This window comes from Nitrospira japonica, from assembly GCF_900169565.1.
In the GTDB taxonomy this organism is placed as follows: Bacteria; Nitrospirota; Nitrospiria; order Nitrospirales; family Nitrospiraceae; genus Nitrospira_C; species Nitrospira_C japonica_A.
Genome location: NZ_LT828648.1, coordinates 1616379 through 1642851 on the forward strand (window position 1 = coordinate 1616379; position 26473 = coordinate 1642851).

The 26473-nt window shown below is 59.4% G+C and carries 27 protein-coding genes and 1 pseudogene; 17 read left to right on the forward strand and 11 right to left on the reverse strand.

All coding sequences use genetic code 11. The annotated features are described in order from the left end of the window. The first annotated feature begins 289 nt into the window (after positions 1–289). The 9 genes and pseudogenes from NSJP_RS07720 (at position 290) to NSJP_RS07760 (ending at position 7075) form a co-directional block, all read left to right on the forward strand. Positions 290–622: a hypothetical protein gene (locus NSJP_RS07720; protein ID WP_080886335.1), complete on the forward strand. Its 333-nt coding sequence runs from the start codon at positions 290–292 to the stop codon at positions 620–622. A 69-nt stretch (positions 623–691) separates the two neighbouring features. Beyond that, positions 692–1066, forward strand: coding sequence for a hypothetical protein (locus NSJP_RS07725; RefSeq protein WP_080886336.1), 375 nt, complete (start codon positions 692–694; stop codon positions 1064–1066). Positions 1067–1144: 78 nt separating this feature from the next. Continuing rightward, the gene (locus NSJP_RS07730) at positions 1145–1774 is read left to right on the forward strand and encodes a hypothetical protein (RefSeq protein ID WP_080886337.1); all 630 of its coding nucleotides are present in this window, start codon (positions 1145–1147) and stop codon (positions 1772–1774) included. Positions 1775–1870: 96 nt separating this feature from the next. Next, positions 1871–2518, forward strand: a complete 648-nt coding sequence (locus tag NSJP_RS07735; protein ID WP_080886338.1) for a YajG family lipoprotein — start codon at positions 1871–1873, stop codon at positions 2516–2518. A gap of 26 nt (positions 2519–2544) precedes the next feature. After that, entirely contained in the window at positions 2545–3606 is a 1062-nt protein-coding gene (locus tag NSJP_RS07740; protein WP_080886339.1) for a hypothetical protein, read from the forward strand. A 196-nt stretch (positions 3607–3802) separates the two neighbouring features. Further along, entirely contained in the window at positions 3803–4909 is a 1107-nt protein-coding gene (locus NSJP_RS07745; protein ID WP_080886340.1) for a DUF2914 domain-containing protein, read from the forward strand. A gap of 112 nt (positions 4910–5021) precedes the next feature. Further along, positions 5022–5729, forward strand: a complete 708-nt coding sequence (locus NSJP_RS07750; RefSeq protein WP_080886341.1) for an FAD-binding oxidoreductase — start codon at positions 5022–5024, stop codon at positions 5727–5729. A 600-nt stretch (positions 5730–6329) separates the two neighbouring features. Beyond that, positions 6330–6674: pseudogene (gene speD / locus NSJP_RS07755) on the forward strand (S-adenosylmethionine decarboxylase); the annotation flags it as partial. Positions 6675–6739: 65 nt separating this feature from the next. Continuing rightward, positions 6740–7075, forward strand: a complete 336-nt coding sequence (locus NSJP_RS07760) for an SCP2 sterol-binding domain-containing protein (RefSeq protein WP_080886343.1) — start codon at positions 6740–6742, stop codon at positions 7073–7075. 9 nt (positions 7076–7084) lie between these two features. On the opposite strand, the gene NSJP_RS07765 is transcribed toward NSJP_RS07760, so the two are convergent. The 9 genes from NSJP_RS07765 to NSJP_RS07805 form a co-directional block, all read right to left on the reverse strand. Continuing rightward, complete coding sequence (locus NSJP_RS07765; RefSeq protein ID WP_080886344.1) at positions 7085–10276, reverse strand: efflux RND transporter permease subunit; 3192 nt, start codon at positions 10274–10276, stop codon at positions 7085–7087. 10 nt (positions 10277–10286) lie between these two features. Continuing rightward, positions 10287–11513: an efflux RND transporter periplasmic adaptor subunit gene (locus NSJP_RS07770; RefSeq protein ID WP_080886345.1), complete on the reverse strand. Its 1227-nt coding sequence runs from the start codon at positions 11511–11513 to the stop codon at positions 10287–10289. Next, the gene (locus tag NSJP_RS07775) at positions 11513–12148 is read right to left on the reverse strand and encodes a TetR/AcrR family transcriptional regulator (RefSeq protein WP_172834229.1); all 636 of its coding nucleotides are present in this window, start codon (positions 12146–12148) and stop codon (positions 11513–11515) included. The genes NSJP_RS07770 and NSJP_RS07775 overlap by 1 nt, the downstream gene beginning before the upstream one ends. A 271-nt stretch (positions 12149–12419) precedes the next feature. Then, positions 12420–12812: a PilZ domain-containing protein gene (locus NSJP_RS07780; protein WP_080886347.1), complete on the reverse strand. Its 393-nt coding sequence runs from the start codon at positions 12810–12812 to the stop codon at positions 12420–12422. A gap of 23 nt (positions 12813–12835) precedes the next feature. Next, positions 12836–13228 (reverse strand): PilZ domain-containing protein, encoded by a 393-nt coding sequence (locus NSJP_RS07785; protein WP_172834230.1) that lies wholly within the window; start codon positions 13226–13228, stop codon positions 12836–12838. A 41-nt stretch (positions 13229–13269) separates the two neighbouring features. Continuing rightward, entirely contained in the window at positions 13270–13686 is a 417-nt protein-coding gene (locus NSJP_RS07790; RefSeq protein ID WP_080886349.1) for a PilZ domain-containing protein, read from the reverse strand. A 200-nt stretch (positions 13687–13886) separates the two neighbouring features. Further along, the gene (locus NSJP_RS07795; protein ID WP_080886350.1) at positions 13887–15566 is read right to left on the reverse strand and encodes an isocitrate lyase/phosphoenolpyruvate mutase family protein; all 1680 of its coding nucleotides are present in this window, start codon (positions 15564–15566) and stop codon (positions 13887–13889) included. A gap of 67 nt (positions 15567–15633) precedes the next feature. Next, positions 15634–16167, reverse strand: coding sequence for a hypothetical protein (locus NSJP_RS07800; RefSeq protein ID WP_080886351.1), 534 nt, complete (start codon positions 16165–16167; stop codon positions 15634–15636). 2 nt (positions 16168–16169) lie between these two features. Further along, complete coding sequence (locus NSJP_RS07805) at positions 16170–16685, reverse strand: hypothetical protein (RefSeq protein ID WP_155969983.1); 516 nt, start codon at positions 16683–16685, stop codon at positions 16170–16172. A 144-nt stretch (positions 16686–16829) separates the two neighbouring features. Between NSJP_RS07805 and NSJP_RS07810 the strand changes: the two genes are divergently transcribed. From NSJP_RS07810 to NSJP_RS07835, 6 genes are all read left to right on the forward strand, one after another. Beyond that, complete coding sequence (locus NSJP_RS07810; protein WP_080886353.1) at positions 16830–17327, forward strand: thiamine pyrophosphate-binding protein; 498 nt, start codon at positions 16830–16832, stop codon at positions 17325–17327. A 67-nt stretch (positions 17328–17394) separates the two neighbouring features. Beyond that, the gene (locus NSJP_RS07815) at positions 17395–17973 is read left to right on the forward strand and encodes a thiamine pyrophosphate-dependent enzyme (RefSeq protein ID WP_080886354.1); all 579 of its coding nucleotides are present in this window, start codon (positions 17395–17397) and stop codon (positions 17971–17973) included. Between the two features lie 15 nt (positions 17974–17988). Beyond that, entirely contained in the window at positions 17989–19071 is a 1083-nt protein-coding gene (locus NSJP_RS07820) for a pyridoxal-phosphate-dependent aminotransferase family protein (RefSeq protein WP_080886355.1), read from the forward strand. Continuing rightward, positions 19068–19787, forward strand: coding sequence for a phosphocholine cytidylyltransferase family protein (locus tag NSJP_RS07825; RefSeq protein WP_080886356.1), 720 nt, complete (start codon positions 19068–19070; stop codon positions 19785–19787). The genes NSJP_RS07820 and NSJP_RS07825 overlap by 4 nt, the downstream gene beginning before the upstream one ends. Before the next feature lie 55 nt (positions 19788–19842). Further along, a complete protein-coding gene (locus tag NSJP_RS07830) occupies positions 19843–21228 on the forward strand; it encodes a CDP-alcohol phosphatidyltransferase family protein (protein WP_080886357.1) in 1386 nt (461 codons plus the stop codon). Beyond that, positions 21221–22210, forward strand: a complete 990-nt coding sequence (locus NSJP_RS07835) for a lysylphosphatidylglycerol synthase transmembrane domain-containing protein (RefSeq protein WP_080886358.1) — start codon at positions 21221–21223, stop codon at positions 22208–22210. Before NSJP_RS07830 ends, NSJP_RS07835 begins: the two co-directional genes overlap by 8 nt. Here the strand turns inward: NSJP_RS07835 and NSJP_RS07840 are convergent. Together NSJP_RS07840 and NSJP_RS07845 are read right to left on the reverse strand one after the other, a co-directional pair. Further along, complete coding sequence (locus tag NSJP_RS07840; protein WP_080886359.1) at positions 22207–22569, reverse strand: PilZ domain-containing protein; 363 nt, start codon at positions 22567–22569, stop codon at positions 22207–22209. The genes NSJP_RS07835 and NSJP_RS07840 overlap by 4 nt on opposite strands. Before the next feature lie 61 nt (positions 22570–22630). Then, on the reverse strand, positions 22631–23710 hold the full coding sequence (locus tag NSJP_RS07845; RefSeq protein WP_080886360.1) for an alpha/beta fold hydrolase: 1080 nt from the start codon (positions 23708–23710) through the stop codon (positions 22631–22633). A gap of 229 nt (positions 23711–23939) precedes the next feature. Here NSJP_RS07845 and NSJP_RS07850 point away from each other — a divergent pair, with 229 nt between their 5' ends. Further along, positions 23940–25946: a carbon starvation CstA family protein gene (locus tag NSJP_RS07850; RefSeq protein WP_080886361.1), complete on the forward strand. Its 2007-nt coding sequence runs from the start codon at positions 23940–23942 to the stop codon at positions 25944–25946. Positions 25947–25968: 22 nt separating this feature from the next. Continuing rightward, on the forward strand, positions 25969–26466 hold the full coding sequence (locus NSJP_RS07855; protein WP_080886362.1) for a YajQ family cyclic di-GMP-binding protein: 498 nt from the start codon (positions 25969–25971) through the stop codon (positions 26464–26466). Positions 26467–26473 lie beyond the last annotated feature (7 nt).

The window sequence follows — 26473 nt, forward strand, 5'->3', positions numbered from 1 at the left end:
GCCTCCCTATGAGCATTAGGAAAGCTGGTGGTGATTGGGAGCCGATGCTCCTTCCGATCGAGCCGCGACAGTGCAAGGTGTGCCAGTTAGGGCTCTATCGCGACAAAACGATGCTTCGTGGAGGCTGGTCCCGCTGCAGCGTTTGCGACGAGTTCGTCCACTACAGTTGCCTGGCCAGCGGCAAGGTGTCGTTCCTCAAGGCTCGTCCGCGTATCTGCAAAACCTGCCGCGCTGCGGAGAAGGCCGCCTCCGTCCCCCCGACGGCGGAGCAGCCGGTGGCCGTGGGCTCGTGACCGACCCCGACTTCGGCCGATCTTCCGATGACCCGAGATGGCAGCAGGTGTTGGCGCAGAGCGTGCACTACGTTCTGGCCCCGCTGATTCTCTTCTCCAGCGGATTCTTCACGGCAAATTTTCTCATCAGCGGCCAGTACACCTGGCCGAGAACGAGTCGGGCCGCAGCCTTGACGCTGACGGTGCTCGTCCTGTGCTATGAATTCGTCTATAAGGAACATCGAACGCGAACCGGATCGCACGAGCAGGCCCGCGCCGTCGTGCTGTATGCCTGCGTGATTCCCTATATCATGGGCGCCATGATCATGGTGGCGCTGTGGAAACTGTGACCGGTTCATAACCGGGCTCGTGGGCTCGTCGCGATCGGTTGCCAACCTGCACGGTCGGAAGAGAGACAAATGGCCGAGGTCTTTCACAGCGGGGCGTTTCTCCAGCAATGCTGGTCGGTACATCCGCTCTGCATCGCGGTCAAACGGATGGGAGCAGACCGCACGCTTATTCTGAGCTGCAGTTCCTGTCGATCCGTTCATCATTTGGCATTGGGATCGGTCACGGTCAGAGCCTCGGTGGTATCGGCCGACCCGCAGGACCCCGAACGGCCCGGCGATCCCGACGAGGGCGAGGTACGGCTGACGGAGTGTCTCCGGGCCCATGCGGCGGCCTTGTCGCTCCGGGACATGGATGTGTTCAAGGATTTGGTCTTGATCCGTTGTGCGGAATGCCGCAGGCATTATGCCGTGGCGGTGACGGCCTTTGAGACGCACCAAAAGTGACGGGGCCGAAGAGACGTTTCCCGGACGCGGTTTCCCGGGATCGACGGTCCGGTTCATCGTGGACGTGGAGCGACTGCAATGAATCCCCTGGATCGTTCGGGCTCGTTTACCGACGAGGAAACAGTCCTGCTTGCCGACGGCGAATTCTTTCGCAAGAAGCAGCGGATCTCGGCAAAGATCCGAACGATGCTGGAGGCCTCGCACGTTGCGCTTCGCGACGAACTGACGCGCTCGCGTCTGCTGGCCCCTTCCGATTTCGACGCGACGCATCACCAATTCGTGAAGGGCGAACACCTCGAATCTTGCCCGTATCAATACCTCGATTGTCCCAAACACTTTCAAGGATCGGACAAGTACACATTCCGAACGCTTGTCTGGTGGGGCCACCATGTGGTCTTTGTCTGGATTCTGGAAGGGCGGCTCGTGAAGCAATACAAGAAGAATCTCGTGGATCGTTTCCATTCCGTCGCCGGCCGGCATCTGGAGTTGTCCACGGCGCCGACGCTCTGGGAATGGAAATGCGGAGAGGGATACACGCTTCCTCTCACCCATGACCGCAAGGCAACGGTCGCCGCTGTCGTGGCTGAGCGGGGATTCCTGAAAATCGGGCGGTATGTTCCTCTCGGCGATGCCCGGGTCCGCCAAGGAGACTTGGCATCGCTCGCCCGGGAGGCCTTTGCCGCCCTGAGTCCCATCGTCTCCTCTTGAAATTCCCTGTTTGTGAAGGCATAGGGATTTCGGTAGACTAGCGCCATTCTTTCTCACGGACTCAATGATGCGGCTGTCGATGCGCAAGGAGGTCAAATGGATAAGGTGTTGATGCGTGCCGGGGCGGTGATGGTGTTGCTGGTGGGGGGACTGATCGGGTCCGGTTGCGGTGGAAGCGGCCAGACCGTTCATTTGGATGTCGTTCCCAAGCCGATGCCCGCACAGATGGCGGAGCCCGAAGCGGTCAAGATCGTGGTTGTCCCGTTCGAGGACCGGCGCATGGAGAAGAGCCGCGTCGGTATGCGGACGCATCTCTGGGGCGGAGTCACCTATTTCAACACGAAGGGCGACAAGCCGGGCGACGCCTATGCGCAAGCGCTGGCGGAGCGGCTGCGGGCCAGGGGGTGGCATGACCGGTCGTGGGATGTCCGGGTGTTGCCGGCCGGCTCAGAAAACTCGGCGGACATCGTGATTACCGGGCAGATCGTCGACTTATCCGCCAACGCCAAGAGCCGGATGTTCTCGACGGCGCTGACGTCCAGCAGCAAGGTGACGATTTCAGCGCACAACAACGCGGATAAGACGACCACCAATCGCACGATCGAGGGCGCGCAGACCGACACCGTCTTTTGGTTCACGGATAGCGACATACAGAAAGTGCTCACTGCGACCATCAAGGACACGATCGATCGGTATGTCGAGGACACGACGATTTCACAGCGCACGCTCCGGCCCAGCCGATAGGAGGACGATGGGAGAGGAGGACGCCAGTGCGGGAACGTCGCTGGGAAACGACCACGCCCCTGTCGTTCGGGCAGGTATTGGCCGTGGGCGATCGGCTGGCCACCCTGGGCCTGAAGCCGGCGGTTGCGGCCAAGGACGTCATCTGTTACGTCGAGGATTGGAAGGTAGAAGCGCCGGAGGATCTGGACGGTCTCGACGCCTGGGCCACGGAAGACGTCACCCTGGTGCACGTGCGAAGCGGCTGGCGAGGGGATTTTTTCCTGCTGGCGGGGGCCTATCACACGGTCTATCAGCGACATCAGAATCTCGGCACCTACTGTTCGATCAGCCACCCTTGGCGCAATCGCGAGCCGCTGGTCCATCACGAAAGCCGCAACATGCTCTGGCTCGGTTTTCGCCACGCCCATTCATTCGTGCGCGTACGTCTCCAAACGAGGGAGGTCATCAGCCCCGGAGAGACCAGAGGGGACGACCGGCGGGAGCAATGGCTGGAAGAGCGCCGTACCGCGTTCCTCGAGGCCATCACCTCGCTCGAAGTGCCGGTTGAAACGGCGATTGACAAGCAGCAGGTCGTCTTGCATCCGGTCGATCCGCATGTCCCGTTTTTTTGTTCCTGGCCCGACGCCTTCGGCCCCTGCCAGTTCGAGTACAACACCACGGATGCCTATGAGTTCCTGGTCCCAGCCAGCCGGCTGGCGGCGACGTTTGCCCCCGAGCCTGCCGGCGTCCGGGCCTACCTGACCGGTTTTTCCGAAGAAGCGCTCGGCGAATTTGCGGCCATCGAGCCACAGGCCGGCTTGGCCTATCGGTGTTCGGTGCATTGTCCCCTGGACGACCTGCCGGAGATCCGGAGCGTGATCGAACCGGAGGGCCGGCTCTATGCCACACTCTGCGAATTTCAAACGCAGGACTTGATTCCGGAACAGGACGACGCGTCGGCCATTGTGGGAGTCATGGGGACCGGCGCAGGGTTTCACTTGGAAGTCCGCTTGAATCGGGCCCCGTTGCCCGAGGAGCAGATGGCCGGATGGCTGGAGCGACTAGTCGGGTACCCGGTCGTGTATGCACCGCTCCCCGCCTTCATCTGACAGAATGTTGAAAAAGCCTACGGGCATCGTTCTCGCATCGCTCAAACCCTCGACGTACCCGGAACCGTACGCCTCAGGGTTTCACTCGCTGCGGCCTCGCCGGTGGGCTTTTTGAACATTCTGTACGAAATCTCAATGCGAATCGCAAAGAGTATTTTTCGTTGATCAATTCTTGGCGATTCAGCACAGTGGGCCCATGAGCCCGCTCGGGAAGGTTCAATCGATTCTCGCCAAGCCGTTCATGCCGGCCGTGTTTTTCTTCTCCGGCGTGACCTATGACACGCTGACCTTGACGCGTATCGACCGGCTGCAGGACAACTTACTGTTGCTGCTCTACATTCTGTTGCTCGGAACCCTGATCGTGCTGACCGGCCGGTTGGGAATCGAGCCGCCTCCCGATCGCGCGCAGCTGGCCTCATTCCCCCCGCTCGTCCGATGGACGCTCGGCAGCCGGCCCTATTATCCAATGGTCAGCCAGTTCCTGCTCGGCGGGCTCTTCAGCGCCTATGCCGTCTTTTATTCCCGCAGTGCGTCGCTGACCGGTACGGCCGTGTTTTTCGGCCTGCTGGTCCTCCTATTGGTCGGCAACGAGTTCCTACGGGACCGGCTCTCGAATCTGCGGTTGACCGTGAGCCTCTATGCGCTCGTGTGTTTCTCGTTCTTCACCTTCTTCCTGCCCGTCATGACCGGCCTGATGAATGCGGCGATGTTCCTGCTCGGCGCGGTGCTCAGCGGCCTGGTCACCCTGCGGGTCGTGGAGCTGATCTATCGGAACAACCCGGACCGATCCCGGCGTGAGGCGGTCGGAGTCACTGCGCCCGCGCTCGCACTCATCGCCCTACTGGTGTCGTTCTACTTTCTCAATTGGATTCCGCCGGTGCCGCTGTCGTTGAAGTTCGGAGGCATCTATCACGAGGTGAAGAAAAGCGACGACCGGTTTGAGCTGTCCTACGCCAAGAAGTGGTACGAAGTGTGGAAGCGGTCCGATACTGTGTTCCCTGCTGATGAGCCGGTCTATTGCTTTACGGCGGTGTTTGCGCCGGTATCGCTCAATACGACGGTGTATCATCACTGGTATTTCCGAGCCCGGCACGATAGGCCGTTTACCCATGCGGATCGCATCCCGGTCAGGATTTCCGGAGGACGAGAGGGCGGATACCGGGCCTACACGTTCAAGCAGCGACTCGACTCGGGAGAGTGGCGCGTCGACGTGGAATCCGAGGACGGCCGTATCATCGGCCGGGTCTCCGTCACCGTGGAACAAGACTACGGGATGGGGCCGTTGGTCACGACCTTCTATTAATGCGTGTGCACATCCATCTGCCTGACATTCGCATCGAACCATCCCGACGGACGACCCCAAGACGTCTGTGGTACGGTATTCGGGAACAGCTTGAAACAAAGGCGGATCGGCGGTGACGTTGACCTACCAAGCGGAAGTCTGTCGAATTCGAGACTTGACGCATGATGTTCGTGAACTGGAACTGGCCTTGCACGAACCGTCTCGTCTTTCCTTCAAGGCCGGACAGTTCATTTCGTTTGAGGTGCCGAAGGCCGGTCTCCCCCAACCCGTGGTCCGGCCCTATTCCATTGCGTCTCCCCCCTCGATCGGGGATCGGGTGACCTTGGTCTTTAATTTGGTGCAGGGGGGGCCGGGTTCGCAGTATCTCTATGGTCTTCGGACGGGTGATGCCGTCCGGTTCAAGGGCCCGGCCGGGTCGTTCTACCTGCGAGAGGATTCCAACCGACGGATGCTCTGTGTCGCCACGGGGACCGGCATCGCTCCTCTTTGGTCCATGATTGTTTCGGAATTGGAGCGGCAGAGTTCTCAGCCTGTCACCCTTTTCTGGGGCCTCAGATACGAGCGGGACCTGTATTACCGGGAGGAACTGGACGGGCTGGCCTCCCGCTTCCCGAGGTTTTCGTTCGTCACCTGCCTCTCGCAGCCTGGTCCGGACTGGACGGGGGTCAGGGGACGAGTCACGGAGTTGGTCCGGGACCGGGTGACGTCGGTGCGTGACCTTTCCGTGTATCTATGTGGTAACGGCGCGATGATCAAGGATGTGACGGCCCTGATTCAGGCGAAAGGGTTGTGCCCGATCTATCGGGAGAAGTACTACTGACAGGCGGTGAATCGCATTCTAGCGGCATTCTCGCATCGCTCACGCGTCCACATAGAGCGGAAACCACTGTCCCCACAGTCCGATGGGTGGACGGGTGAGCGGGGCCGCTGGCCTCCGCGTCATGGACTAGTGTTTTGGCGATGCTTGGGGTTTCGGCCCCAACCGGGTGGTGTGTTGAAAGATGCACTTTGGGCAGGTGTAGTGAACGAATTGTCCTCCTCCCACGAGCCGTTTCTTCATCGAAATCTTGCACCAGGTGCATAGGCGATCGGGAAGCTCGGAGAGAACGGGAGCAGAACCGGACGGGGGCGGCGTTGCAGACGACGACGACATGGGGAGCATTGTGTCCGAGCGTCGAGAAGCTTGTCAACCAATCGTCGCGATTCAGCAGCGGACGAAACAGATTTTTTTTCTGCCCGAGTCCTGCATCCGAACGAATCATGTTATAGTGCAAACATTCAAACGGTTTTCCCACCACATCACAGAAAGGCGGAATATCCTATGAGCGTAACCGTTGGATCGGAATCGACGATTTTGCCATCGAGTGCCCCGACGACTTCCTCGCCCGTTCAAGCCCACGAAATGGTGGGAGAGGGGAAGGCGTGGGGACTCTGCACCGCCGTGGATCTCCAAGACTGCCAACCGGATTTGATTCGCAATGCGGAACATATTCGCCGTTACGTCGTGGAACTCTGCGAGCTGATCGGCATGAAGCGGTTCGGTGAGTGTCAGGTCGTCGATTTCGGCTCGGGTCGTGTCGCCGGCTATTCGATGGTACAACTGATTTCGACCTCGCTGATCAGCGGGCATTTCGCCAACGATACCAACAACGCCTATTTGGATATTTTCAGCTGCAAGGGGTATGACCCCGCCGTCGTGGAGGCCTTTTCGAAGGATTTTTTCAAGGCCCGTCGCAGCACGGCGACCGTCACGCTTCGATATTAACGAGTTTGCCGGGAGCCGCGTAATCGGCTCCCGGCTCCGCATCACTTCCGCCTTCGTGCGGCTTCATGAAGCCTCCGACACTCAAAGAATTCTTCCGGCATCTGCCCGAGAAACTCGACACAGACGCGGCCGAAGGCCTGGAGGCCGTCTATCAGTTCGACTTGAGCGGCATCGAGGGCGGGAACTACTTCCTGACCGTCAGCCAGGGCGCGTGCCGGGTCAACGAGGGGAAGCACGACGATCCGCATGTGACGCTGGCCATGGCGGGCGAGGATTGTATCAAGGTCCTCACCGGGCAATTGAGCGGTCAAATGGCCGCCATGTCCGGCAAGTTGAGGATCATGGGAGATCTGGGACTGGCGCTTCAATTGCGCGCGCTCTTTCCCGGTATTGGGTCGTAGACAGGCCGACTATCCTCTTAGCGGCTCAATCGAGGATTGCGCCGGTAGGTCGCCCCCACCTGGCTGCTCGTCGACAAGGGGCCTCGGAAACCGCTCCTCGAGAATCAAATACATCGTCGGTACGAGAAAGAGGGTCAGCAAGGTGGAGAGGCTGAGACCGCCCACCACAGCTCGGGCCAAGGGGGCATTGGTCTCTCCGCCGGTTCCCCAGCCGATTGCCATGGGGATCAATCCGAACACGGTGGCCAAGGACGTCATGAGGATAGGGCGAAGTCTGGTCCTGGCGGCAGTGATCACGGCCTGATGGAGCTGGGTTCCCTTGCGGCGCAAGACGTTCGTGTAATCCACGAGCAACACGCCATTGGAGACGACGATACCCAACATCATGATGATGCCCATCATCGACGTGGTGGACAGGGTCGTGTCGGTCAGGAACAGCGCCAAAATGACGCCGGGGAAGCCCATCGGAACCGAAAACATGATAATGAACGGATCGATCAGCGATTTGAATTGGGCCGCCATGACCATATAGACCAGGATCAAGGCCAGCACCGTGGCAAACAACAGGCCGGTGAAGGTTTCGCGCTGCTGCTGGATTTGACCGGCCAGTTTGATGCTGAAACCGGTTGGCAGCTGCAGACGGGAGAATCCGGCCTCGAGGTCGGCGGCGATCGCGCCGAGGTCCCGATTCAACGGGTTGGCCGTGATATGGATGACCCGTTGGAAATACTTGCGGTCGATCTTGACCGGCCCGGCATTGAGCTTGAGCGAGGCGACGTTTTTCAGGAGCACCGGCTCCTTGTTGCTGGCGGTCAGGATGATGTTCTCCAGGTCGGTCAGGTCTTTGCGATGGTCTTCGGCCAGCCACGCGCTGATGTAGTACTCGTTGCCGTTCTGCGGATCGGTATAAATGATGGGGTCCGTTTGCCCGTTGCCGTTCAACGAAAATAAGACGGCGTTGGCGATGTCCGTTTCGCTGATTCCAAGCAGCGCGGCTTTTTCCCGATCCACGACCACATTCACTTCCGGATAATTTTCTTCACGACTGACCTCGATGTCGGCCAGGCCGGGAGTCTGGTGCATGAGCGCCTCGACGTCCCGGATGACGCCGCGGGCCTTCTCAAAGTCATAGCCGTAGATTTCCACGTCTACCGATTTTTGCGAGCCGAAGCTCGTCACCCGTTTGACCAGCCCGCCCGGGTCGAAAAACATGGCCACACCGGGAAAGAGCTTGACCACTGCCGGCCGCACGTCATTCATGATTTGCACCTGATTACGGGTCCGCATGTCCGGCGGTTTCAAGTAAACGGAGATGATCGACGTGTGCGGGCCGGTATTGGGATTGAACAGGGAGGAACGGCCCTGTGCGAGCACGCCCGTGCTCGAAACGATGGTTTCGAGTTCGTGAGGCGGAATGTTCGCGCGCAGGACCCGTTCGACTTGAGCCACCTGGTGCTCGGTCTTTTCCACGCGCTGTCCCACCGGTGCCCGCAGCACGATGCGGAATTGACTTTCGTCCGATACGGGAAGGAATTCCGTGCCGATCATCGGCACGAGCGCCAGGCTCAAACCGAAGATGGCCACGATGCCGAGGATGAATATCCGGCGATGACACAGGACCCATCGCAGCGACTCTTCAAATCCCCGATCCAGCGACTCGTACCGCTCGCGGCTCCAGGCCATGAGCCGCACGAACCACTCGGGCATCCGTCGATGGGATTCGTGCTCAGGTTTGAGAAACTTGTAGCAGAGCGCCGGCGTGACGGTGCGCGAGACAAAAAACGACGTGAAGAGCGAGATGGCGATGGTCAGCGTCAGCGGAATCAGCAGGAGCCGGGCGATGCCGACCACGAAAAACATCGGAAGGAAGACCACCACGGTCGTGACGGTCGACGCCAGGATGGGCATCGCGACCTCGCGGGCGGCCTCCAGAATCGCATCCCAGCGTCTGGGAGTGGCATTGAGATGTCGCTGGATGTTTTCCAATTCCACGATCGAGTCGTCGACCAGCCGTCCGATCCCGAGCGCGAGACCGCCGAGCGTGAACACGTTCAACGTTTGTCCCGTGAAATAGAGGACGATGAAGGTCACCATGATGGAGAGCGGAATGGCCACGGAGATGATCAGGGTGCTCGTCAGATTCCTCAGAAAGATCAGAATGACGGCCGCGGCCAACAGGGAGCCGTGCAGGGCCTGCTCGATCAGATTGCTGATGGACTGGCGGATGTACACCGATTGATCGAAGGAAATGCCCAGCGTGACGTCGGGTGGAATGCCGAGCATCTTGGGAAGCGAGGCCCGCAGCGCATCCACCACCTCGACGGTGTTGGCGATCGGCTGCTTGTTTACCCGAAGGTACACCGCGCGATTTCCGTCGGTTCGCACGATGTTGGTTTGGATGTCCGATGAGTCGGTGACTGTGCCGAGGTCGCGCACGCGCACCGGATTGCCGGTCTGGTTGACCTTGACGATGACGTCCTGGATCGGTTCGACGGTCCGGAATTGATTGTTCGTGAAGACGTTGTAGTCGAGATTCCCGGCCTTGATGTTGCCGGACGGAAGAATGAGATTCGCCGCTTTCACGGATCTGACCACGTCGAGGATGGAGAGCCCGCGGGCATTGAGCAGGGCGGGATCCAGATTGATGTTGATCTGGCGGATCTTTCCGCCCTCGACGGTCGCGGCGGCGACGTTGGCGATCTGTTCGATCTGCGGGGCGATCGTGTTGAAAGCCAGATCATAGAGGGCCCGCTCGTCGAGGGCATCGCTGGATACCGTGACGAAGGCCACCGGGATGTTCGACACGTCGAACTTGACGATAAACGGCTGCAGGATGCCGGGGGGCAGGCTGTTCAGAATCTGGGTGATGCGCTGCATCACCTCCATCTGCCCCACGTTGATGTCGGCGCCCCAATTGAACCAGACTTGGACCGCCCCGATGCCCTGTTTGGCGAAGGATTCGACGTGTTCGACGTTCGACGCCGAACTGACCGCTTTTTCGATGGGATAGACGACGCTTTGCTCGATGTCGAGCGGCGGGGCGCCTTTGTAGAGGACGCCGACGAATGCCACGGGAACCTGGATGTTGGGAAACAGATCGACGGGTAACCGGTTCAGGGAGGTGGCGCCGAGCACGATCATGGCGAGCGACAGCATCAGGATCCCGATGCGGTTGCGCAGTGCAAGCAGCGTCAGCCACATATCGCGGCGGTTACCCTTTCGGCGGGGCGGGGGCGGCCTGTTGCGGCGTGGCCGGATCGTCGTGCGCGGGTTGGAGCGATTGGGCCTGCACGGGGGTTCCGGATTGGACCAAGTCTTTACCAGACACGATGACCTGCTCGTCGCCGATCAATCCCTTGGTGATCTCGACCCGGTTCTCATCCCGCACGCCGATGTCCACCGAGACCCGCTCGGCCTTGCCGTCCCGGACGATGTACACGTACTGTGCATCCTCAAGGCGACTGACCGCATCAATGGGGATTTGCAATGCGTTGGCGTGCTTTCCCACCAACACTTCGACGCGCGCGAACATCCCGCCTTTGAGGAGATGGTTCTTGTTTGGAAGATCCAACTCGACGGTCATGGTCCGCGTGGCGCGGTTCAGAGCCTGGACGACGCGGGTCACGGTTCCTTCGAACGCGCGGTCCGGGTAGGCTTCGGCCCGTACTTCGGCTTTCTGCCCGATCTTGATCAATGGCACGTCCTTTTCGACCACTTCGATCAGCGTCCGAACGACTTCGATGTCATGTAGGCTGAGGATGCCCCTGGAGGTCGTCGACGTACTGGTCGCGGCTCCGGTGACGTAGGCGCCCAGATCAAGGTTGCGTTCCGCAATGTATCCGGAGAACGGCGCGCGGATGTACGAGTAGGCGAGGTTGGTTTCCGCCTGCGCCAGCGCCACTTCCATTTGTTGGACCTGCGCCCTCAACGATTCCTGCGCGGCGACGGCCGCGTCGGTGTTCACCTCCGCATTGTCCAAGTCCTGTTGGGACACGAACTGATCCTTGATCAGCGCCCGCATGCGGTCGAGCGTGAGCCTGGCGTTGCGCACGGAAGCGTCCTGCTGCGTCACCTTCGCACGGGCGGCGGCCAGGTTGGCCTTCGCTTGGTTGACGGCATGCAGGTAGTCGGTATGGTCGATTTCGACGAGCAGGTGATTGGCTTTGACGAAGTCTCCCTTGTCGACGTACAGCTTGGAGATATAGCCGTCGACGCGCGAGAAAATGTTGACGACCTGGTTGGGCGTGATGTCGGCCGTATAGGCGAGCCGGATGTCCAGATCCTGCTTGAGGGGCCGGACCGTTCCGACGGTAATCGTCCGGGTTTTCTTCGGATCGTTCTTGGCTCCGCTGCTCAACCGGAAGACAACCAGCGCCGTCACGGCGAAAAAAATGATCACGCCGAGCGTCACGATCGGGTGCTGTCGGACGGGGTTCATCAGCCCGGTCTCCGTCGGCGTCGGTGACCGCCGTCTTGCCGAATCAAGCCGTTGAGGAATAATTCGACATAGGTCGCCACCGTTTCGTCGTGTGTTCGATGCATCGGAACGCCAAAAATCTCGTGCAAGAGCCGGTGGTGGACGACGATGCCGATGAAGGCGCGGGCGGCGAGCAGCGGGTCGACGTCGCGGAACGCCCCTTCTTTGATCCTCAGCTGGATGTAGGAGGCCAGGTGGTCGTAGAAGACCTTGTGGTGCTTCGCAAAGAAGATATCGGACAGTTCATGTCCCTCGAGCGCGCTGAATAAGAGGAGCCGGAGCAGAGTCGGATCGACCCCCGGTCTGATGCGGAAGCCCGCAATCAGCATGAACACCCGATGGTCGTCGCGTTTCTTGGCGGACTCCTCCACCGCCCCGAGCAGCCCATCCACGGACACTTTCTCCGCCAAGATGGCGGCGTACAAAGCCCGCTTGGTCGGAAAGTGTTTGAAGACGAGGGCTTCGCTGACCCCGGCCGCCCTGGCGATTTCTCGCGTCGTGGTGCCGTTGAAGCCTTTCGCCGCGAAGAGGGAGGCGGCTGCGGCGATCAATCCGGCCTGTCGCTCCTGACTGGAGGGACGGCGTCGCTTGTCCATGGTCTGCATGTGCTTTGAGGGAAGCCGACCTAGTAAGTGAGTATTCACTCACCATGTACAGTAGCATGAGGCCGGGGTTGCTGACAATGAACGGTGTGCGGCCGAAGACTCTCGCCGGCGGCGAGGAGCATGGGATCCAGTGGCGGAACGGTGGGAGGCAGGTGAAGGGAGAAAGATGATGCAGATGAAACGGTCCGACGAAATGAATCGGCTCCCGTGGAAGGATCTGTGACCTCGGCCGGATGTCCCGCGCGAACGGGCCGTCAGCCGGCTAGTGGTCGCGCTTTTCGTGCAGGCTGCCGGCAACGAAGTAGCGGAAGCGGTTCTGTTCCCGAAGGTTCATCCCCGTGATCATCACGCCGAAGCGATGGCCTGCCGTCCAGGTGACCTTGGCTGCGGTCACGAATAGTGGATCTTGCCCGTCGGGCAGGTAGAGGAACAGCGTCAACTCCATTCCGGTCCTGACCGGTGTGTTTCCTCTGACCCCCAGGCCGTGCCGGGACAATGACGTGACCGTCCCGTCGCCGACCAAGACGTGGCGGCCCTCCGGCTGCGCGGAGTACATGAGGCTGAAGTTGGCGGGAACCCTCAGGTGTTCTCGCCGATTACATGGAGTGGTCTGCAGCCGCAAGGACCTGTTGGAACGGACTTTTGTGCATCTCATGATCCACCTCCTTCAAATGGCGATCATCCACCGATGGACGGACGGGACGATGAATTCCAGGTGTGAAAGCGCAGCTGATTCGAAATCTCAGGTGAGAGTGAGAGCAGTTCCACGCCGAAGCGAAGGCCGGACACCCAGGACACCCGGCATTGCGGCAGGCAGATCGGATCGTCCGTGCCAGGGACGGTGATAAAGAGAGCGAGTTCCATCCCGCTCGTCACGCCCTGGTCGCCGCAGATGCCGACGCCGCCGTCTGAGAGGTTGGCGGTCAATCCGTCGCCCATCACCATGCGTCCGGCCTGCATTCCCGAATACATCACGGCAAACCGACTTGGGACCCGTTCAGTGACGCGGCGAGTTGGTCTGAGGACGGCAGGATGATCATGAGGACGGTCTGACGGATACGTGTTCATCATGGCTCCCCTCTGGCCGCTATCGGCCGCGATTGGTCTCATCCTCAGACAATGCGAAATCCGGCTCGCGTCTGTCTAGATGCGGAAAAGGTGACATGCCTCCAGATTAGTTGCTGAATCCGCTTCCGTTCTTCCGGCATCAGGTCGGGGAATTCAGCCGCAAAGGCCAATCCCTTCACTCTGGGGATTGTCACGTCCGTCAGGCAGAGGGGAGGCTGTCCATCCGCGAGATAGAGAAACAGCGTGATTCGGCTGCCTACCGGCGGGGAGACAGTCCCTTCGATGTTGCAGCCGGATTTTGAGAGGTCCGTCAATAATCCTTCCGCCTTGAGGAGGCTCGATCCGTCCGCACTCGCATATAAGACGGGGATTCGCAGGGAGGCCCGTTCGGCATAGCGGCGATCCAACGGGGTGTAGGCTTCTTTCACATCGATGCCGAGATCCACGACCCGCTGTTTCATTGAGTACCCTCCCGGCGCCTCTTTTATCGACAGGTCCACGTCAGGCGACAAGTTGAAGAGTATCGGATTTCGCGGATTTGCCCATCCCCAGGGAGGGGGAAACGGGACCCATCGTTAGGGGGGGAGGGTCAGGAGAAATCAGCAGCCGGCCGGACGAGCGTCCAGGGCATGCATAAATACAAAGACAACGGGATGGCGGATTATTGGCGCAGTTTGGCCCAGGCCTTTTGATATTCTTCGAAGGAATCGACTTCAACCCAACCTTTGAAGATCGGGACGGCTTCGACCCGTTGGCCTTGGTCGATCAATTCCTGAATCAGATCGGTAAACGAGGCTTTGACGACGGCGCCGGCTTCGTGGAACCCATCGGATTTATAGCGTTCCAGGGCGGCCCGATACCCGGCTTTGAATGCGGCGATGCCCTTCTCGGAGAACATGGCCATACCGATGAATTCACCGTGCGCTTGGTCGTGGGGTAGATGCTGTCCGATCTTGATGATCCGATGCTCTCCGTCCGGCATGACGAATCGAGACAGATAGCTCTTGCCGGGAGCATCGGCCAGACTGACCAAATCGGGGTTGATATGGACCGGTTGCCGGTCACGCTGGCGCTCCTCCTGCCAAGCCAGATCCACGACCAGCGCGATGTCCGCCGGACTCTTCAGAAGTTTTTCGAGGATCGTGTTGTCGAAGACGATATCGCCGTACAGGATGATCGTTCGGCCCTTCATCTCGCTTTCGGCGCAGAAGATCGAGAAGAGGTCGCCGGTTTCTTCGTAGCGGTCGTTGTCGTAGTACCGGATGTTCGGAAGGGTGATCGCCTCTTTCTTGTAGCCGCGGACGAGGGCGATCTCCTTGATGTTGCATTCGTTCAAGGCGGAGATCTGCCGTTCGAGAATCGTTTTGCCCTTGATGTCCAGCAGGCACTTGGGCATGTCTGCAATGAGAGGAAGCAATTGCTTCTCGAATCCGGCGGCCGGGATGACGGCTGTGATCTGCTCTCCGCCGACGGGAAGGAATTGACGCTCATCCCGCTCCATCTGCGGAACTCCGACGATGTCGTAGACTTCCGGCAGCGTGACGATGCGGTCGTTTGCGGCGCCGGGCCTGGTGTCCCGTTTGATGAGATCCAGCGTATCGCGCATCGCGCGGATCGCCGCGCGGACCGGCTGGTTGGCATAGATGATGATTTTTACGCCCGCGTCTTCCATTTCCTCGGCGGTCGTCTGGTCGAAAATCGTCGGCACGACCACCAGAGGCACGCGTCCGGACCAGGCTTTGTACACCGCGCGCAGCTCATCGAATTTTTTTGACTTGGAATGGATCAAGACGGCGTCGGCACCGGCCTCCGCGTAGGCTTCCGCCCGTTTGAGGGCTTCCTCCTGCCCCCATCCGGCAATCAGGGCTTCGGTCCTGGCAATGACCATGAAGTCGGGGGAAAGCTGGGACGCTTTCGCCGCCTTGATCTTGCCGCAATGTTCGTCCACGGCAATGAGCTCGCGGCGGACGCCCGCGTAAAAGCTGCAGCGCTTGGGATAGACGTTATCCTCGATGCAAATCGCCGCGACGCCCGCCCGCTCCCGGTCGGTCACCGTGCGCATGACGTTCAGCGCGTTTCCATAGCCGGTGTCGCAATCGGCGATGACCGGAATCGAAACCGCTTCGGCGATGTTTCGTTCGACTTCAAGTTGCTCGCTGGAGGTGATGAAGCTGGCGTCCGGAATGCATTTGAGCGAAGCGGAGATGGCAAATCCGCTGGCCCATACACCGTCAAATCCCGCCCGCTCGATGAGGCGGGCGCTGAGGGCGTCGTGTGCCCCGACAACTTTCAACGCACCGGGTTTCTTAAGGGCAGCCCGAAGTTTAGCAGCGTTCGTCATGATGGCCTCGCATGATGCGAAAGCGCGACCCGCTTGTCAACCAAAAGTTTACGGCGGAGGCACGCACTTAGAAGACTGTTGCCGAGTTGCCGTCGGCGATTTTTCCCCGTAGGGTTTGGCTCTCGAAAAAAATGATGCCTCGATCCGCTCGATTCTCGTATCGCAGGGTGACTTCCGTTTCGAATCCTTGCCAGGCGTAAAACTTCACGGGACCGACGGAGAACTGCTCCAGGGCGTCGTCGAGCGGGCCGTAGAGTGACTGCAGATACGCCAGGATCTCGTCATGGGTTGCCTTGCCCTGGTATCGCACGGTGACCCGGGCGAACTGATCGTCGATCGTGGTGAACTTCATGGACTCCACCTGGGAAGGTCCCAGGTGCGGGGGCGCATTTTTCCCCTCATAGGTTTTCAATCGTCCGGCTTCCTCCGTCTTGCCGAAGGTTTCGGACTCCGACAATGCGGCTCCCCACGGAATCCCCTCGAATCCGTTCGGATCGTGCTGGAGAGGCACCGCAAACGCTACGAGGCTCGACAGGAGCAGGGTCGATGCCGTTGACAGCACCCCCCGTAGAAGCACGCTGCAATAAGAGGGTTTGGCCATGCTCAATCGGCTGTGTCGGCGATTTGATCGTTGAACAGAGGTGCCAGACTGCGGCTGTCGATGAAAATGAACCCGCGCTCGGTCGCTGCCTGGTAGGTCACGTTGATTTCCGAATCGGTCCCGCGCCAATTGTACTGCTGATTGAGTCCGCGCACCATCTGCCCGGGCAGGCGTTCCACCGGGCCGAATTCTTCCTCGAGATAGACGAGAATCCGCTTGTGAGTCTGATCGCCTTTGTAGCGAATTGTGACTCTGGCGAACTGTTCGTCGACGGACGTCAACCGGACGCTTTCAACCGGGATGCCTCCGAACGACGGAGCATCACGGCTGAACTCATAGTCCCGAAGGTGGTCTCCCTCCTGCTTGACCTTCAAGTCCGGCCGTTCGGCCAACGACGAACCCCAGGCAATGTCGCGGAACCCCTTTGGGTCCTTCGTCATCGGCACGGCATGAAGGGCGTTGGGGAACCAGAGAAAAACGAATGCCAGAAGGAATAAATGTCCCGAGCGCTGTTTCACGGAAGGCCACCGGTATGTATGGAGCACGCTAACATGCGAAGATTCGAGGTGCAACCGTCCAGATTTCTTGAGAACACCTCGGTGCATGGCATATAATGCGCGCGTTTTTCCCGTTGGGACCGCATACACGAGGAACAAGATCCGATGATCGACAGCGATGCATTTGTACGGGCCATGCAGGACATGGGGGTGGATTTCTTTACCGGTGTGCCCGATTCGTTGCTCGGAGGCATCATCGCCGAGTTGATCGATCGGCATCTGTATACGCCGGCGGTACGCGAGGACGAAGCCGTGGCGATGGCCGCCGGAGCGTATATGGCCGGCAAGATTCCCGCCGTGCTGATGCAGAATTCGGGACTGGGCACGTCACTGAATACGCTCATCTCTCTCAATGTGATCTACCGGCAGCCCTGTATCCTGATCGTCTCGTGGCGGGGACAGGGTGGAAAGGATGCGCCGGAGCATCTCGTCATGGGAGAGGTGATGCCGCAATTTCTTGACACGATGAAGATCCCTCACCGAACACTGACCGAGAAAACCGCCGTCGAGGATTTCAAGTGGGTGGCGGAGACGTTCATGAAGCAGCGCATTCCCGTCGCGCTCTTCATTGGTAAGGGTGTCGTCAAGGGACTGCACCCATGAACCACCGAATGTCCGGGGTGTCCCCTGCGCGACGCAATCGGGACACCGTGATGAAAGGAACGATGTCATGAGACCGGAGCAAGGGACTTTGATCAGCCGGGCTCAGGCCATCGGCGCCCTGTTAGAATTATTGACGGACCAGCCGGTCGTCATTTGCAATGGATTTCCATCGCGCGAAGCGCACAAAATTGCGGACCGGGCCACGCATTTTTACATGATCGGATCCATGGGCAATGCGCCGGCGATCGCGCTGGGTGTGGCGCTGGCCAAGCCGAACAAGCAGGTCGTCACCTTCGACGGAGACGGCAACGTGCTCATGGGCATGGGGACCTTGGCCACCGTGGGCGCGCTGAAGCCGAAGAATTTCATCCACGTCGTGTTCGACAACGAAGTCTATGGGACGACCGGAAATCAGCCGACGATCTCGAATGTGGTGCCGCTGGACAAAGTGGCCAAGGCCGCCGGCTACGTGAATGTCGAGCGTGTGCGCGACCGGGAGGATCTTGTCTACGAATTCAAGGATATGCTCAAAAAGGACGGGCCCAGCATGCTGCTGGTCAAGGTCAATGAATTCGCCGAGGATGCCGGCCGTGTCCTCCTCGAGCCGCCAGATTTAACCAAGCGATTCATGAAAGCGATAGAGTAGGAGTCGAACCGCACCATGATGTTGTTGAATCCGGGACCGGTCAACGTATCCGACAGAGTCAGACAGGCGCTCCTTCGGCAAGACATCTGTCACCGGGAGTCTGAATTCTCCGAGCTTCTGGCGGGGATTCAATCCAAGCTTCTGAAGGCCTTCGTACCGGGAGCGGAAGCCGACTATGTCGCCGTTCTGATCACCGGATCGGGAACGTCCGCCGTCGAAGCCGCCGTGCTGTCGTCCCTTCCGCACGGCAAACGCATGCTCGTTTTGAACAACGGAGTGTACGGCGAGCGCATGTCCCAGATGGTGGGGATTCACCGATTGGGCGCCTCGGAGTTGAAATTCGAGTGGACCGTGACGCCCGATCCCGAGCGATTGCGGTTGGCCCTCAGGCAGCATCCGGAAGTCCATGCCGTGGCCATGGTGCATCATGAGACCACGACCGGATTGATCAATCCGGTCAAGGCGATCGCGGAAGTCGTCGACAGCCAAAACCGCGTATTTATTCTGGACGCCGTCAGCGCGTTGGGCGGTGAACCTCTCGATATCGCCGGAAATCACATCTACATGGTCGGCGGTACGGCGGGCAAATGCATTCAGGGATTTCCCGGCGTGTCGTTCGTACTCCTGCGGCGGGGATTCCTGGAGCGGATGCGGGCGTATCCCAAGCGCTCATGGTATCTCCATCTGACCCACTATGTGAACGATCAAGGGCAAGGGATCATTCCGTTCACGCCGGCCGTGCAGGTGTACTACGCGTTCGACGAAGCACTCAACGAACTCCTGGAAGAAGGGGTCGCCAAGCGCATCCAGCGCTATAAGAAAATGGCGACGTTGATCCGGGAACGCATGGCTAAACTCGGCATGAAGGCGGTTCTGACACCGGATCGCCAATCCAATACCATCACCGCGTACTATCTGCCGGAAGGATTGTCCTACCAAACCCTCCATGACCAGTTGAAGGCGCAGGGCTACGTGATCTATGCCGGCCAAGGCAATCTGGAAAACAAGATTTTTCGAGTGGCCAACATGGGGGCGTTGACCGAAGCGCAGTTTACGGCCTTTCTCGACGCCGTGGAACGGGTTTGTGCGTCCGCATGAAAGCCGTCATTCTCGCCGCCGGCGTCGGTAAGCGGCTCTGGTCCGTGACCCAGCATCGTCCGAAGTGCCTGATTGAGATCGGCGGTCGGAGTCTGCTTCACCGGTATCTGCAATCACTGGGAGCGGTCGGCGTATCCCGAGCGGACATCGTCGTCGGATACAAACAGGAGCTGATCCGGTCGGCGGTGGATGCGGATTCGTGCGGGATACGGGTGAACTTTCTCGTCAATGAGCAATTCCATCGCGGCAGCATTTCTTCTCTCTGGGTGGCGCGGGCGGTCTTGGATGATGACGTCATCATCATGGACGCGGACGTGCTGTTTCATCGTGAGATTCTCAGAAGACTGGTGAATTCCGCGTATCCCAACGCGTTGCTGATGGATGAGTCTGTCAAGCAGACCGGCGAGGAATGCATGGTGGTGATCGAGGGGGGGCGCGTCATTGCCCTGACCAAGCGTATGCCGTTGCATTACGATTACGCGGGTGAAGGCGTCGGATTTCTCAAGGTCAGGGCGGCGGATACCCCCCATATCGTGGCATCCCTGAAAACGTACGTCGATCGGGAAGCCTGGCAGATGGAATATGAGGACGCGTTGTCGGAATTCTTCAAGGACGTCAAGGTCGGGCACGAAAAAATCGGAGGTTTGCCCTGGACCGAGATCGATTTCATCGAGGACGTGGAGAGGGCCGAGCGGGACGTGTTGCCGAAACTGTGAGGCGCGGGCGCGCGTCGCGTCGGCGAGGGGCGCAATTCGAAGAGGGTGAGCCGAGATGGGTGAAAGTCTGCTCGATCAACGGGCCGATCTGCAAGGACTCTCGACGGCCATCCTGCTGCCGTCCGTGGACCTATTCGGCGCGCCGGTCAGAGGAGCGGTCGGGCCCCTGACGCCGATTGTGGGCATCAGTTTGTTCCAGCGCGCAGTCTTGACCTTTCAGCGGGCGGGCATTCGACAATTGATTGTGGTGGCCGGGGCGGAGGAGGAAGCGCTCAAACACGCCCTCGGTAAAGGACCTCGCGTGACGATCCCGGTGCGGTGGATGCCGATTCGGGAATTTCCGCTGGACGATCCGCGAACCTGGGAGGCTTTGGCCGCAGAAGCTCGAGGATTCTGTCTGGTGTCCGGAGCCACGGGCATCTTTTCCCGCGCCTTGGTCGAGCAACTCAGACAGGACGTCCAGGAAGGACACGCAATTGTCGTCGCACCCGGACGGCCTCGACCTGGGACGAGTCAGGGCGATGTGGGATCGACGCGCCGCCTCGTCGAATCAGGGACGGGAGAGGCGGCGGATCTGGTGGTGCTGCCGGTCAATATCTTGAACGCTGCGGGATCAGCGACGCGCGAATCCGGCACCATTCCCGTCCGTCGGTGGATCGAGCAGGCGGCGGCGACCGGACGGTTGCGCGTGTGTTCGACCGGCTCAAACCAGGCTCAGTGGTATCGGGCGGTGCGAAACTCCCGTGACGTGCGTGCCGCGGAAAACCAGCTGTTTGCCTCGCTCAAGAGCGACCTTGAAGGTTTCGTCGACCGGTATTTCAATCGAATCCTGTCCCGAAGGTTCACGCGGGTCTTTCTCTCGCTCGGATTGTCCCCGAACGCCGTGACGATGCTGGCCACATTCGTGGGGCTGGCTGCGGCCGCGGGATTCGCGATGGGGACATATGCCGCCGGCCTTACGGCAGCCGTATTGTTCCAACTTGCGGCGGTCATCGATTGCAGCGACGGCGAGATTGCGCGGCTGACGTTCACCGAGTCCCCGTTCGGAGCCTGGCTCGATATTGCCATGGACAATGTCGTCCACATGGCCATCTTCGGAGGAATCGCCTGGGGAAGCTACACCGCCGGTTCGGGAGATCCGTACGCCTGGGTGCCGTTGGTATTGGGGGCGGCCGCAATTCTGGGGAATGCCCTGTCATTCGGCCTGGTGGGCAAGGCTCAGAAGATCAAAGCGGCGAACGGGTGGAAGACCCTTGCGCAGGCGGCACGCTCCGAATTCATTCTGCAGAATCTGGCGAGCCGGGACTTTTCGGTCATCGTCCTGTTGTTTGCGCTCGTCGGCAGACTGGAGTGGTTTCTGTGGCTCGCGGCGATCGGATCCTTGACGTTCGCGGCGATCATGTTCTGGGTGGTTCGTTTTTCCTCGACCGGCCGTGGTTAAGCGGCTTCTTCTCGCCGTCGGTCTTTTCACGCTCGGGTTCCTCGTCTGGTACATCGGCCCCGCCGAGATTTACGACGCCGTTCACAGGCTGGGTCCGGTGGCGATTCTGGCGATCCTCGCCCCTTCGTTCATCATGTATCTGGTCGAGGGGTACGGATGGAAGGTGACGCTCGAACGACCGGAACGGGTCCCGTTCTGGCGTCTGCTCATGATCCGCATGGCCGGGGAGGTGGTCAATATGACCACGCCGACCGCCTACGTCGGCGGAGAACCATTGAAGGCGTATCTTCTTCAGCGGCACGGCGTGCCCATGGTCGAGGGATTGGCGTCCGTGGTTATCGCCAAGACCACCATGACGATCGCGCAAGTCTTGTTCATCATCGTCGGGATCGGCGTCGGCTTGTGGATTCTGGGGCCTGACGGCTCGCCCGGTCAGATCATCACGGCAGCCCTCCTCAGTCTGGGATTGTTGCTCTTCGGGACGGGGGCGTTTGTGTTGGTGCAGCGACGGGGTCTTTTTACCTGGACATTAGAGCTGATCCGGAAGCTCGGCTGGCGGATTGCGTTTCTGGAGCGACGGGAAGAACAACTCCGATCACTCGACCGGACAATCCTAAATTTCTATACGAGACGCCGGGGGATGTTCTATCTCTCAACAGGACTGTACCTTCTGGGATGGCTGGCTGAAGCCATCGAAGTCTATGTCATTATCTATTGCCTCGGCGGCTCGGCTGATATGTTGTCGGCGGTTTCGATCGGCGCGTTATCGGTTTTAATCAAGGGAGGAACCTTCTTTATTCCCGGAAGCCTGGGTGCGCAGGATGCAGGCAATTTGCTGCTGCTGCGCGCGTTCGGCTACAGCGAAGTCGTCGGAGTCGCATTCGCGCTCTTGCGGCGGTTTCGTGAACTGGTCTGGATCTCCGTTGGGCTGCTGTGTTTGACGCTGATCGGTAAACCGCAAGGATCGGCGAATGATTCCTAGATCGTGACCCGCTCCCGCTGAATGGCCTGGATCCGTTCCACCATCAGGTCCCACACGAAACTGTGCAGGCGAAGGTTCGCGGTCCGATCCATCTTGGTGAATTCGATCCCCGCGCGATTCCCGTCGACCCATCGCACCTCGCCAAGTTCAATGGGGAGAGAATCATGACGATCCGGCAACAGCAATCTGAGGGCGACGCTCCGTTCATGCGGTAGGGGATTGTCGGTTTGGATCGTGCAGCCTACGGCCGACAGGTTGACGATGACCCCCTCTCCTATCGTAGACAGTACGCAATACATTGCCGGATAGCTGACCGGAAGGCGGTAGAGCCCGCGATGATAGGGCCGGATGGTTTCCATGATTGGCAGAGTTTAAATGGTTCCCTGCTCATCGAATATTCCCCGTAAGGGGGGCGGCCGATCACGGATCGACTGCCGGCTTCATAAACGGGATCGCGACCGATTCGGGTTTGAGCATAGTGGGCTGCCGCATAGCACTTGGTCCTGATGCGGGCCGGCTGAACTCGATCAGTTGTCTGACCTGTTCGACGATGATCTCGGGCTGATCGAAGTTGACGAAGTGAGTGCTCTTGTCCGCGAAGACCTGACGGCTGTTGGTAGAAAGCTTCAGGAGATCGGCCTGGAGATTCAACCACATGTGGCGGAACCTGGAAAGGTCCACGTCTTGCGGCATATCGGGCCACCAGGTCGGTCCCGCCGCCGTGACGATGATCAGCGGGAGGTCGCCGAGCAGACCGGCGCGCTTCACTTGGGAGGCGGTGGCTTCCAGTGACGCCTCTTCATCCGCCATGGTGGCGAAATAGCGAGTTTTTGCCCAACCCGCTCGCAGCATAGGGCGAATATCCGGAGGCGCCCCTTTCTCTTGTCTGGCGAACAGCGGCGGCAGGACATCCAATGTCAGCATCAGCCGCGTGATTCCGAGCGTGGTGGCCGCTCCCATGATTGGAAAGGCCGTTCTGACCGCAGCGATGAATTCCCGAAACTCTTCTTCGTCGAATTGTCGTTCGTGGTGAGCGTCGACCAGCACCATCGCGGCGACGTCCTCCCTGTGGGTTTCGTAGTACAGCCTGGTTACGAAGCCTCCGAGCGAATGGCCGACCAGGATAAAGGGTCCGGAAACTCTCGCGCGGGCGAGCAGGGTATGGAGTTCGTTGGCAATATGCCGGCCTGTCCGTGGTGACGGCCCGCGCTCGCTCCAACCCAATCCCGCTCGATCATAAGAGCAGACGCGCGTAAGCCGGGCGAGATCGAATTGGATCGTCGTCCAATAAAGCGACCAGCCCATATTGGCCGATTCGAGAACGACGGTGGGAATGCCTTCTCCCATACAACGAAGATGGAGTTCGTGTCCGCCGACGTCGACGAGCCTTCCCGGCGGCGGATACAGTTGAGCGTCCAGGGCCAGATCAACGGCTTGGTATGCCGCTCCGGTTAGGGCGAGCAGCAACATCCCGACGATGAAACGAATCAGCCATCGCATACGATGTCAGTCGACCTCTTCCGCCATTCCGTGAAGATGTCCTCGACTCGCCGGCCAAGCTCTCAGGAGGTCATGTGGCATGACGAGTCATAGCTTTTTAGCGCACTTCTTCCGCGTATGGCCTAGTAGACTCCCTTGAAAATGTGAAGATCTGTACGAGGTCTGGCAGATACTTTCGTCCACCATTTCCCTTCTTTTCCATCCGGATCTTTATGATAGGATGCCGCGAATGTCGGTCATGATGCGTGCGACTTGGATATTGCTCGCCGTACTGGGGGCGGTGGCGTTCGGTTTCGTCGGCGGTCTTATCAATCCCAACGAAAAAGTGAACGGGCTCTGGCTCGTCGTCGCGGCGGCCTGTTTGTACGTGCTGGCCTACCGGTTCTACGGACGCTGGCTCGCCAGCAGGGTCATGGAGTTGAATGACCGGCGGATTACTCCTGCCGTCCGTTTGAATGACGGCGTGAATTTTCACCCGACCAACAAGGTTGTCCTGTTCGGGCATCACTTCGCGGCCATCGCGGGCGCCGGCCCGCTCTTGGGGCCGGTACTCGCCGCACAATTCGGGTTCCTTCCCGGGTTTCTCTGGCTCGTCGTCGGCGCGGTGCTTGCCGGAGCCGTGCAAGACTTCATCGTGCTCGTGGCTTCGATGCGACGAAACGGCCGGTCATTGCCGCAGATCGCGCACGACGAGTTGGGAACGATTACTGGAACGGCAACGGCGGCGGCGGTGCTGTTCATCGTGGTGGTCGCTCTGGCTGGGCTCGGATTTGCCGTCGTGAATGCACTGTATCACAATGCATGGGGAACGTTTACGATTGCCATGACGATTCCCATCGGATTCTTGATGGGATTTTATCTTCATCGGTTTCGCCCCGGGGCGGTTGCCGAGGTGACAATACTGGGGGTGATATTGCTGGTGCTAGCGGTGCTGGGCGGGCGCGTGGTTGCCCAGTCGACTTATGCCTGGATGTTTGAACTCGACAAGATCACGCTTGTGTGGACGCTTGCCGGGTACGGCCTCCTGGCCTCGGTGTTGCCTGGATGGATGCTATTGGTACCGCGCGGATATCTCTCCACATTCATGAAGCTCGGAGTCGTCTTCCTTTTGGGATTGGGGGTCATCCTCATGGCACCCACCATCGAAATGCCCCGGGTGACGAGATTTGCCCTCGGCGGAGGACCGATCATTCCCGGCTCCCTGTTCCCGTTCTTATTTATCACGATTGCATGCGGAGCGGTTTCCGGCTTCCATTCCCTCGTCTCGTCCGGAACGACTCCGAAGATGATCGAACGGGAATCGCATGCGAGGGTGGGGTATGGAGCCATGCTGCTGGAGAGCTTCGTCGGCGTGATGGCGCTCATTGCGGCATCCGTCCTTATTCCCGGAGATTACCTCGCGATCAACACGACACTTTCAGCCGACGCGCTGGCGGCGCTAGGATTTGCGCCCGTACACATTACTGAACTTGCTCATTTGGTAGGGACGGACATCGAGGGGCGTCCAGGTGGTGCCGTGTCGCTGGCCGTCGGTATGGCCTCGATCTTCTCCGCCTTGCCGGGCATGGGTGGCCTGATGGCCTACTGGTATCAGTTCGCGTTGGTCTTTGAGGCGCTGTTCATTTTGACGACCATCGATACGGGTACTCGGGTTGCCCGCTACCTGGTGCAAGAGATGATGGGGCGGGTCTATGCCCCTTTCCGGCACATGAACTGGTGGCCTGGGGCTCTGGCCACGAGTGTCCTGGTCGTCGGTGCTTGGGCCTATCTGATAGGGACCGGCAATATCTCGACGATCTGGCCGATGTTCGGGGCGGCCAATCAGCTCTTGGGCACGTTGGCCCTCTGCATCGGTACGACGGTTCTCATCAAGATGTGGAAATCTCCCTATCTGTGGGTGACCGCCGTGCCGATGAGCTTTGTCGGTGTCGTCACGTTGACCGGCTCCTATGAACTCCTGGGAATGTTTTTGAGCAAAGCGGCAAAGGTCGCAGGCCGTGAAGCGTTTTCTTTGTATCTGGATGCGGTACTCGTCGTGGCGGTTGCCATGTTGGGACTCGTCGTCTTGGGAGACAGTTTCAGGCAATGGTACGGATATGTCGTTCGGAAAGAACCATTTACGAGCAGCGAGGTGATCGTCATGGCCGGAGGCGGCTCTGCGGGGCGGGCACAACCGGTCATTCAGGACGAAGAGGTCCAGCGAGGCTTTAAGCTTCCGTTCGGGGGCTGCTGCTGACATTGAAATAAAGGAGGCCGACATGGCCGATCAGTTCTCGTTTGACATCGTCTCGGAAGTCGACATGCAGGAACTCAAGAATGCGCTCGATCAAGCCGTCAAGGAGATCAAACAGCGGTTCGATTTCAAAGATTCGAAAACCGAGATTCTCCTGAAAGAAAAGGAGAAGGAGTTGGTCGTCGTATCGGATGACGAGTATAAACTGGCCGCGGTTCAGGAAATCATCAAGGCGAAGTGTGTGAAGCGAGGCGTCTCTCTAAGAGCGTTTACGCATGGAAGCATCGAGCCGGCCCTCAGCGGGACGGTTCGACAGATATCGAAGATCCAAAGCGGACTCGCCTCGGACAAGGCGAAAGAGATTGCCAAATCGATCAAGGAGTCGAAGCTGAAGGTGCAGGCCCAAATCCAGGGGGAGCAAGTGCGCATTCTTGGCAAGAGCAAAGATGAACTGCAGGGAGCCATCGCGTTCCTGAGAGGAAAAGACTTCGGAATCGACATTCGGTTCACAAACTACCGGTGACCGGGAG

Bases quoted from the DNA above. Each gene is read 5' to 3' on its own strand.
- NSJP_RS07725 (WP_080886336.1), top strand. From the start codon at position 692: ATGGCCGAGGTCTTTCACAGCGGGGCGTTTCTCCAGCAATGCTGGTCG.
- NSJP_RS07730 (WP_080886337.1), top strand. From the start codon at position 1,145: ATGAATCCCCTGGATCGTTCGGGCTCGTTTACCGACGAGGAAACAGTC.
- NSJP_RS07735 (WP_080886338.1), top strand. From the start codon at position 1,871: ATGGATAAGGTGTTGATGCGTGCCGGGGCGGTGATGGTGTTGCTGGTG.
- NSJP_RS07745 (WP_080886340.1), top strand. From the start codon at position 3,803: ATGAGCCCGCTCGGGAAGGTTCAATCGATTCTCGCCAAGCCGTTCATG.
- NSJP_RS07760 (WP_080886343.1), top strand. From the start codon at position 6,740: ATGAAGCCTCCGACACTCAAAGAATTCTTCCGGCATCTGCCCGAGAAA.
- NSJP_RS07765 (WP_080886344.1), bottom strand. From the start codon at position 10,276: ATGTGGCTGACGCTGCTTGCACTGCGCAACCGCATCGGGATCCTGATG.
- NSJP_RS07770 (WP_080886345.1), bottom strand. From the start codon at position 11,513: ATGAACCCCGTCCGACAGCACCCGATCGTGACGCTCGGCGTGATCATT.
- NSJP_RS07775 (WP_172834229.1), bottom strand. From the start codon at position 12,148: ATGGACAAGCGACGCCGTCCCTCCAGTCAGGAGCGACAGGCCGGATTG.
- NSJP_RS07780 (WP_080886347.1), bottom strand. From the start codon at position 12,812: ATGAGATGCACAAAAGTCCGTTCCAACAGGTCCTTGCGGCTGCAGACC.
- NSJP_RS07785 (WP_172834230.1), bottom strand. From the start codon at position 13,228: ATGATGAACACGTATCCGTCAGACCGTCCTCATGATCATCCTGCCGTC.
- NSJP_RS07790 (WP_080886349.1), bottom strand. From the start codon at position 13,686: ATGAAACAGCGGGTCGTGGATCTCGGCATCGATGTGAAAGAAGCCTAC.
- NSJP_RS07795 (WP_080886350.1), bottom strand. From the start codon at position 15,566: ATGACGAACGCTGCTAAACTTCGGGCTGCCCTTAAGAAACCCGGTGCG.
- NSJP_RS07800 (WP_080886351.1), bottom strand. From the start codon at position 16,167: ATGGCCAAACCCTCTTATTGCAGCGTGCTTCTACGGGGGGTGCTGTCA.
- NSJP_RS07810 (WP_080886353.1), top strand. From the start codon at position 16,830: ATGATCGACAGCGATGCATTTGTACGGGCCATGCAGGACATGGGGGTG.
- NSJP_RS07815 (WP_080886354.1), top strand. From the start codon at position 17,395: ATGAGACCGGAGCAAGGGACTTTGATCAGCCGGGCTCAGGCCATCGGC.
- NSJP_RS07820 (WP_080886355.1), top strand. From the start codon at position 17,989: ATGATGTTGTTGAATCCGGGACCGGTCAACGTATCCGACAGAGTCAGA.
- NSJP_RS07825 (WP_080886356.1), top strand. From the start codon at position 19,068: ATGAAAGCCGTCATTCTCGCCGCCGGCGTCGGTAAGCGGCTCTGGTCC.
- NSJP_RS07830 (WP_080886357.1), top strand. From the start codon at position 19,843: ATGGGTGAAAGTCTGCTCGATCAACGGGCCGATCTGCAAGGACTCTCG.
- NSJP_RS07840 (WP_080886359.1), bottom strand. From the start codon at position 22,569: ATGGAAACCATCCGGCCCTATCATCGCGGGCTCTACCGCCTTCCGGTC.
- NSJP_RS07845 (WP_080886360.1), bottom strand. From the start codon at position 23,710: ATGCGATGGCTGATTCGTTTCATCGTCGGGATGTTGCTGCTCGCCCTA.
- NSJP_RS07850 (WP_080886361.1), top strand. From the start codon at position 23,940: ATGTCGGTCATGATGCGTGCGACTTGGATATTGCTCGCCGTACTGGGG.
- NSJP_RS07855 (WP_080886362.1), top strand. From the start codon at position 25,969: ATGGCCGATCAGTTCTCGTTTGACATCGTCTCGGAAGTCGACATGCAG.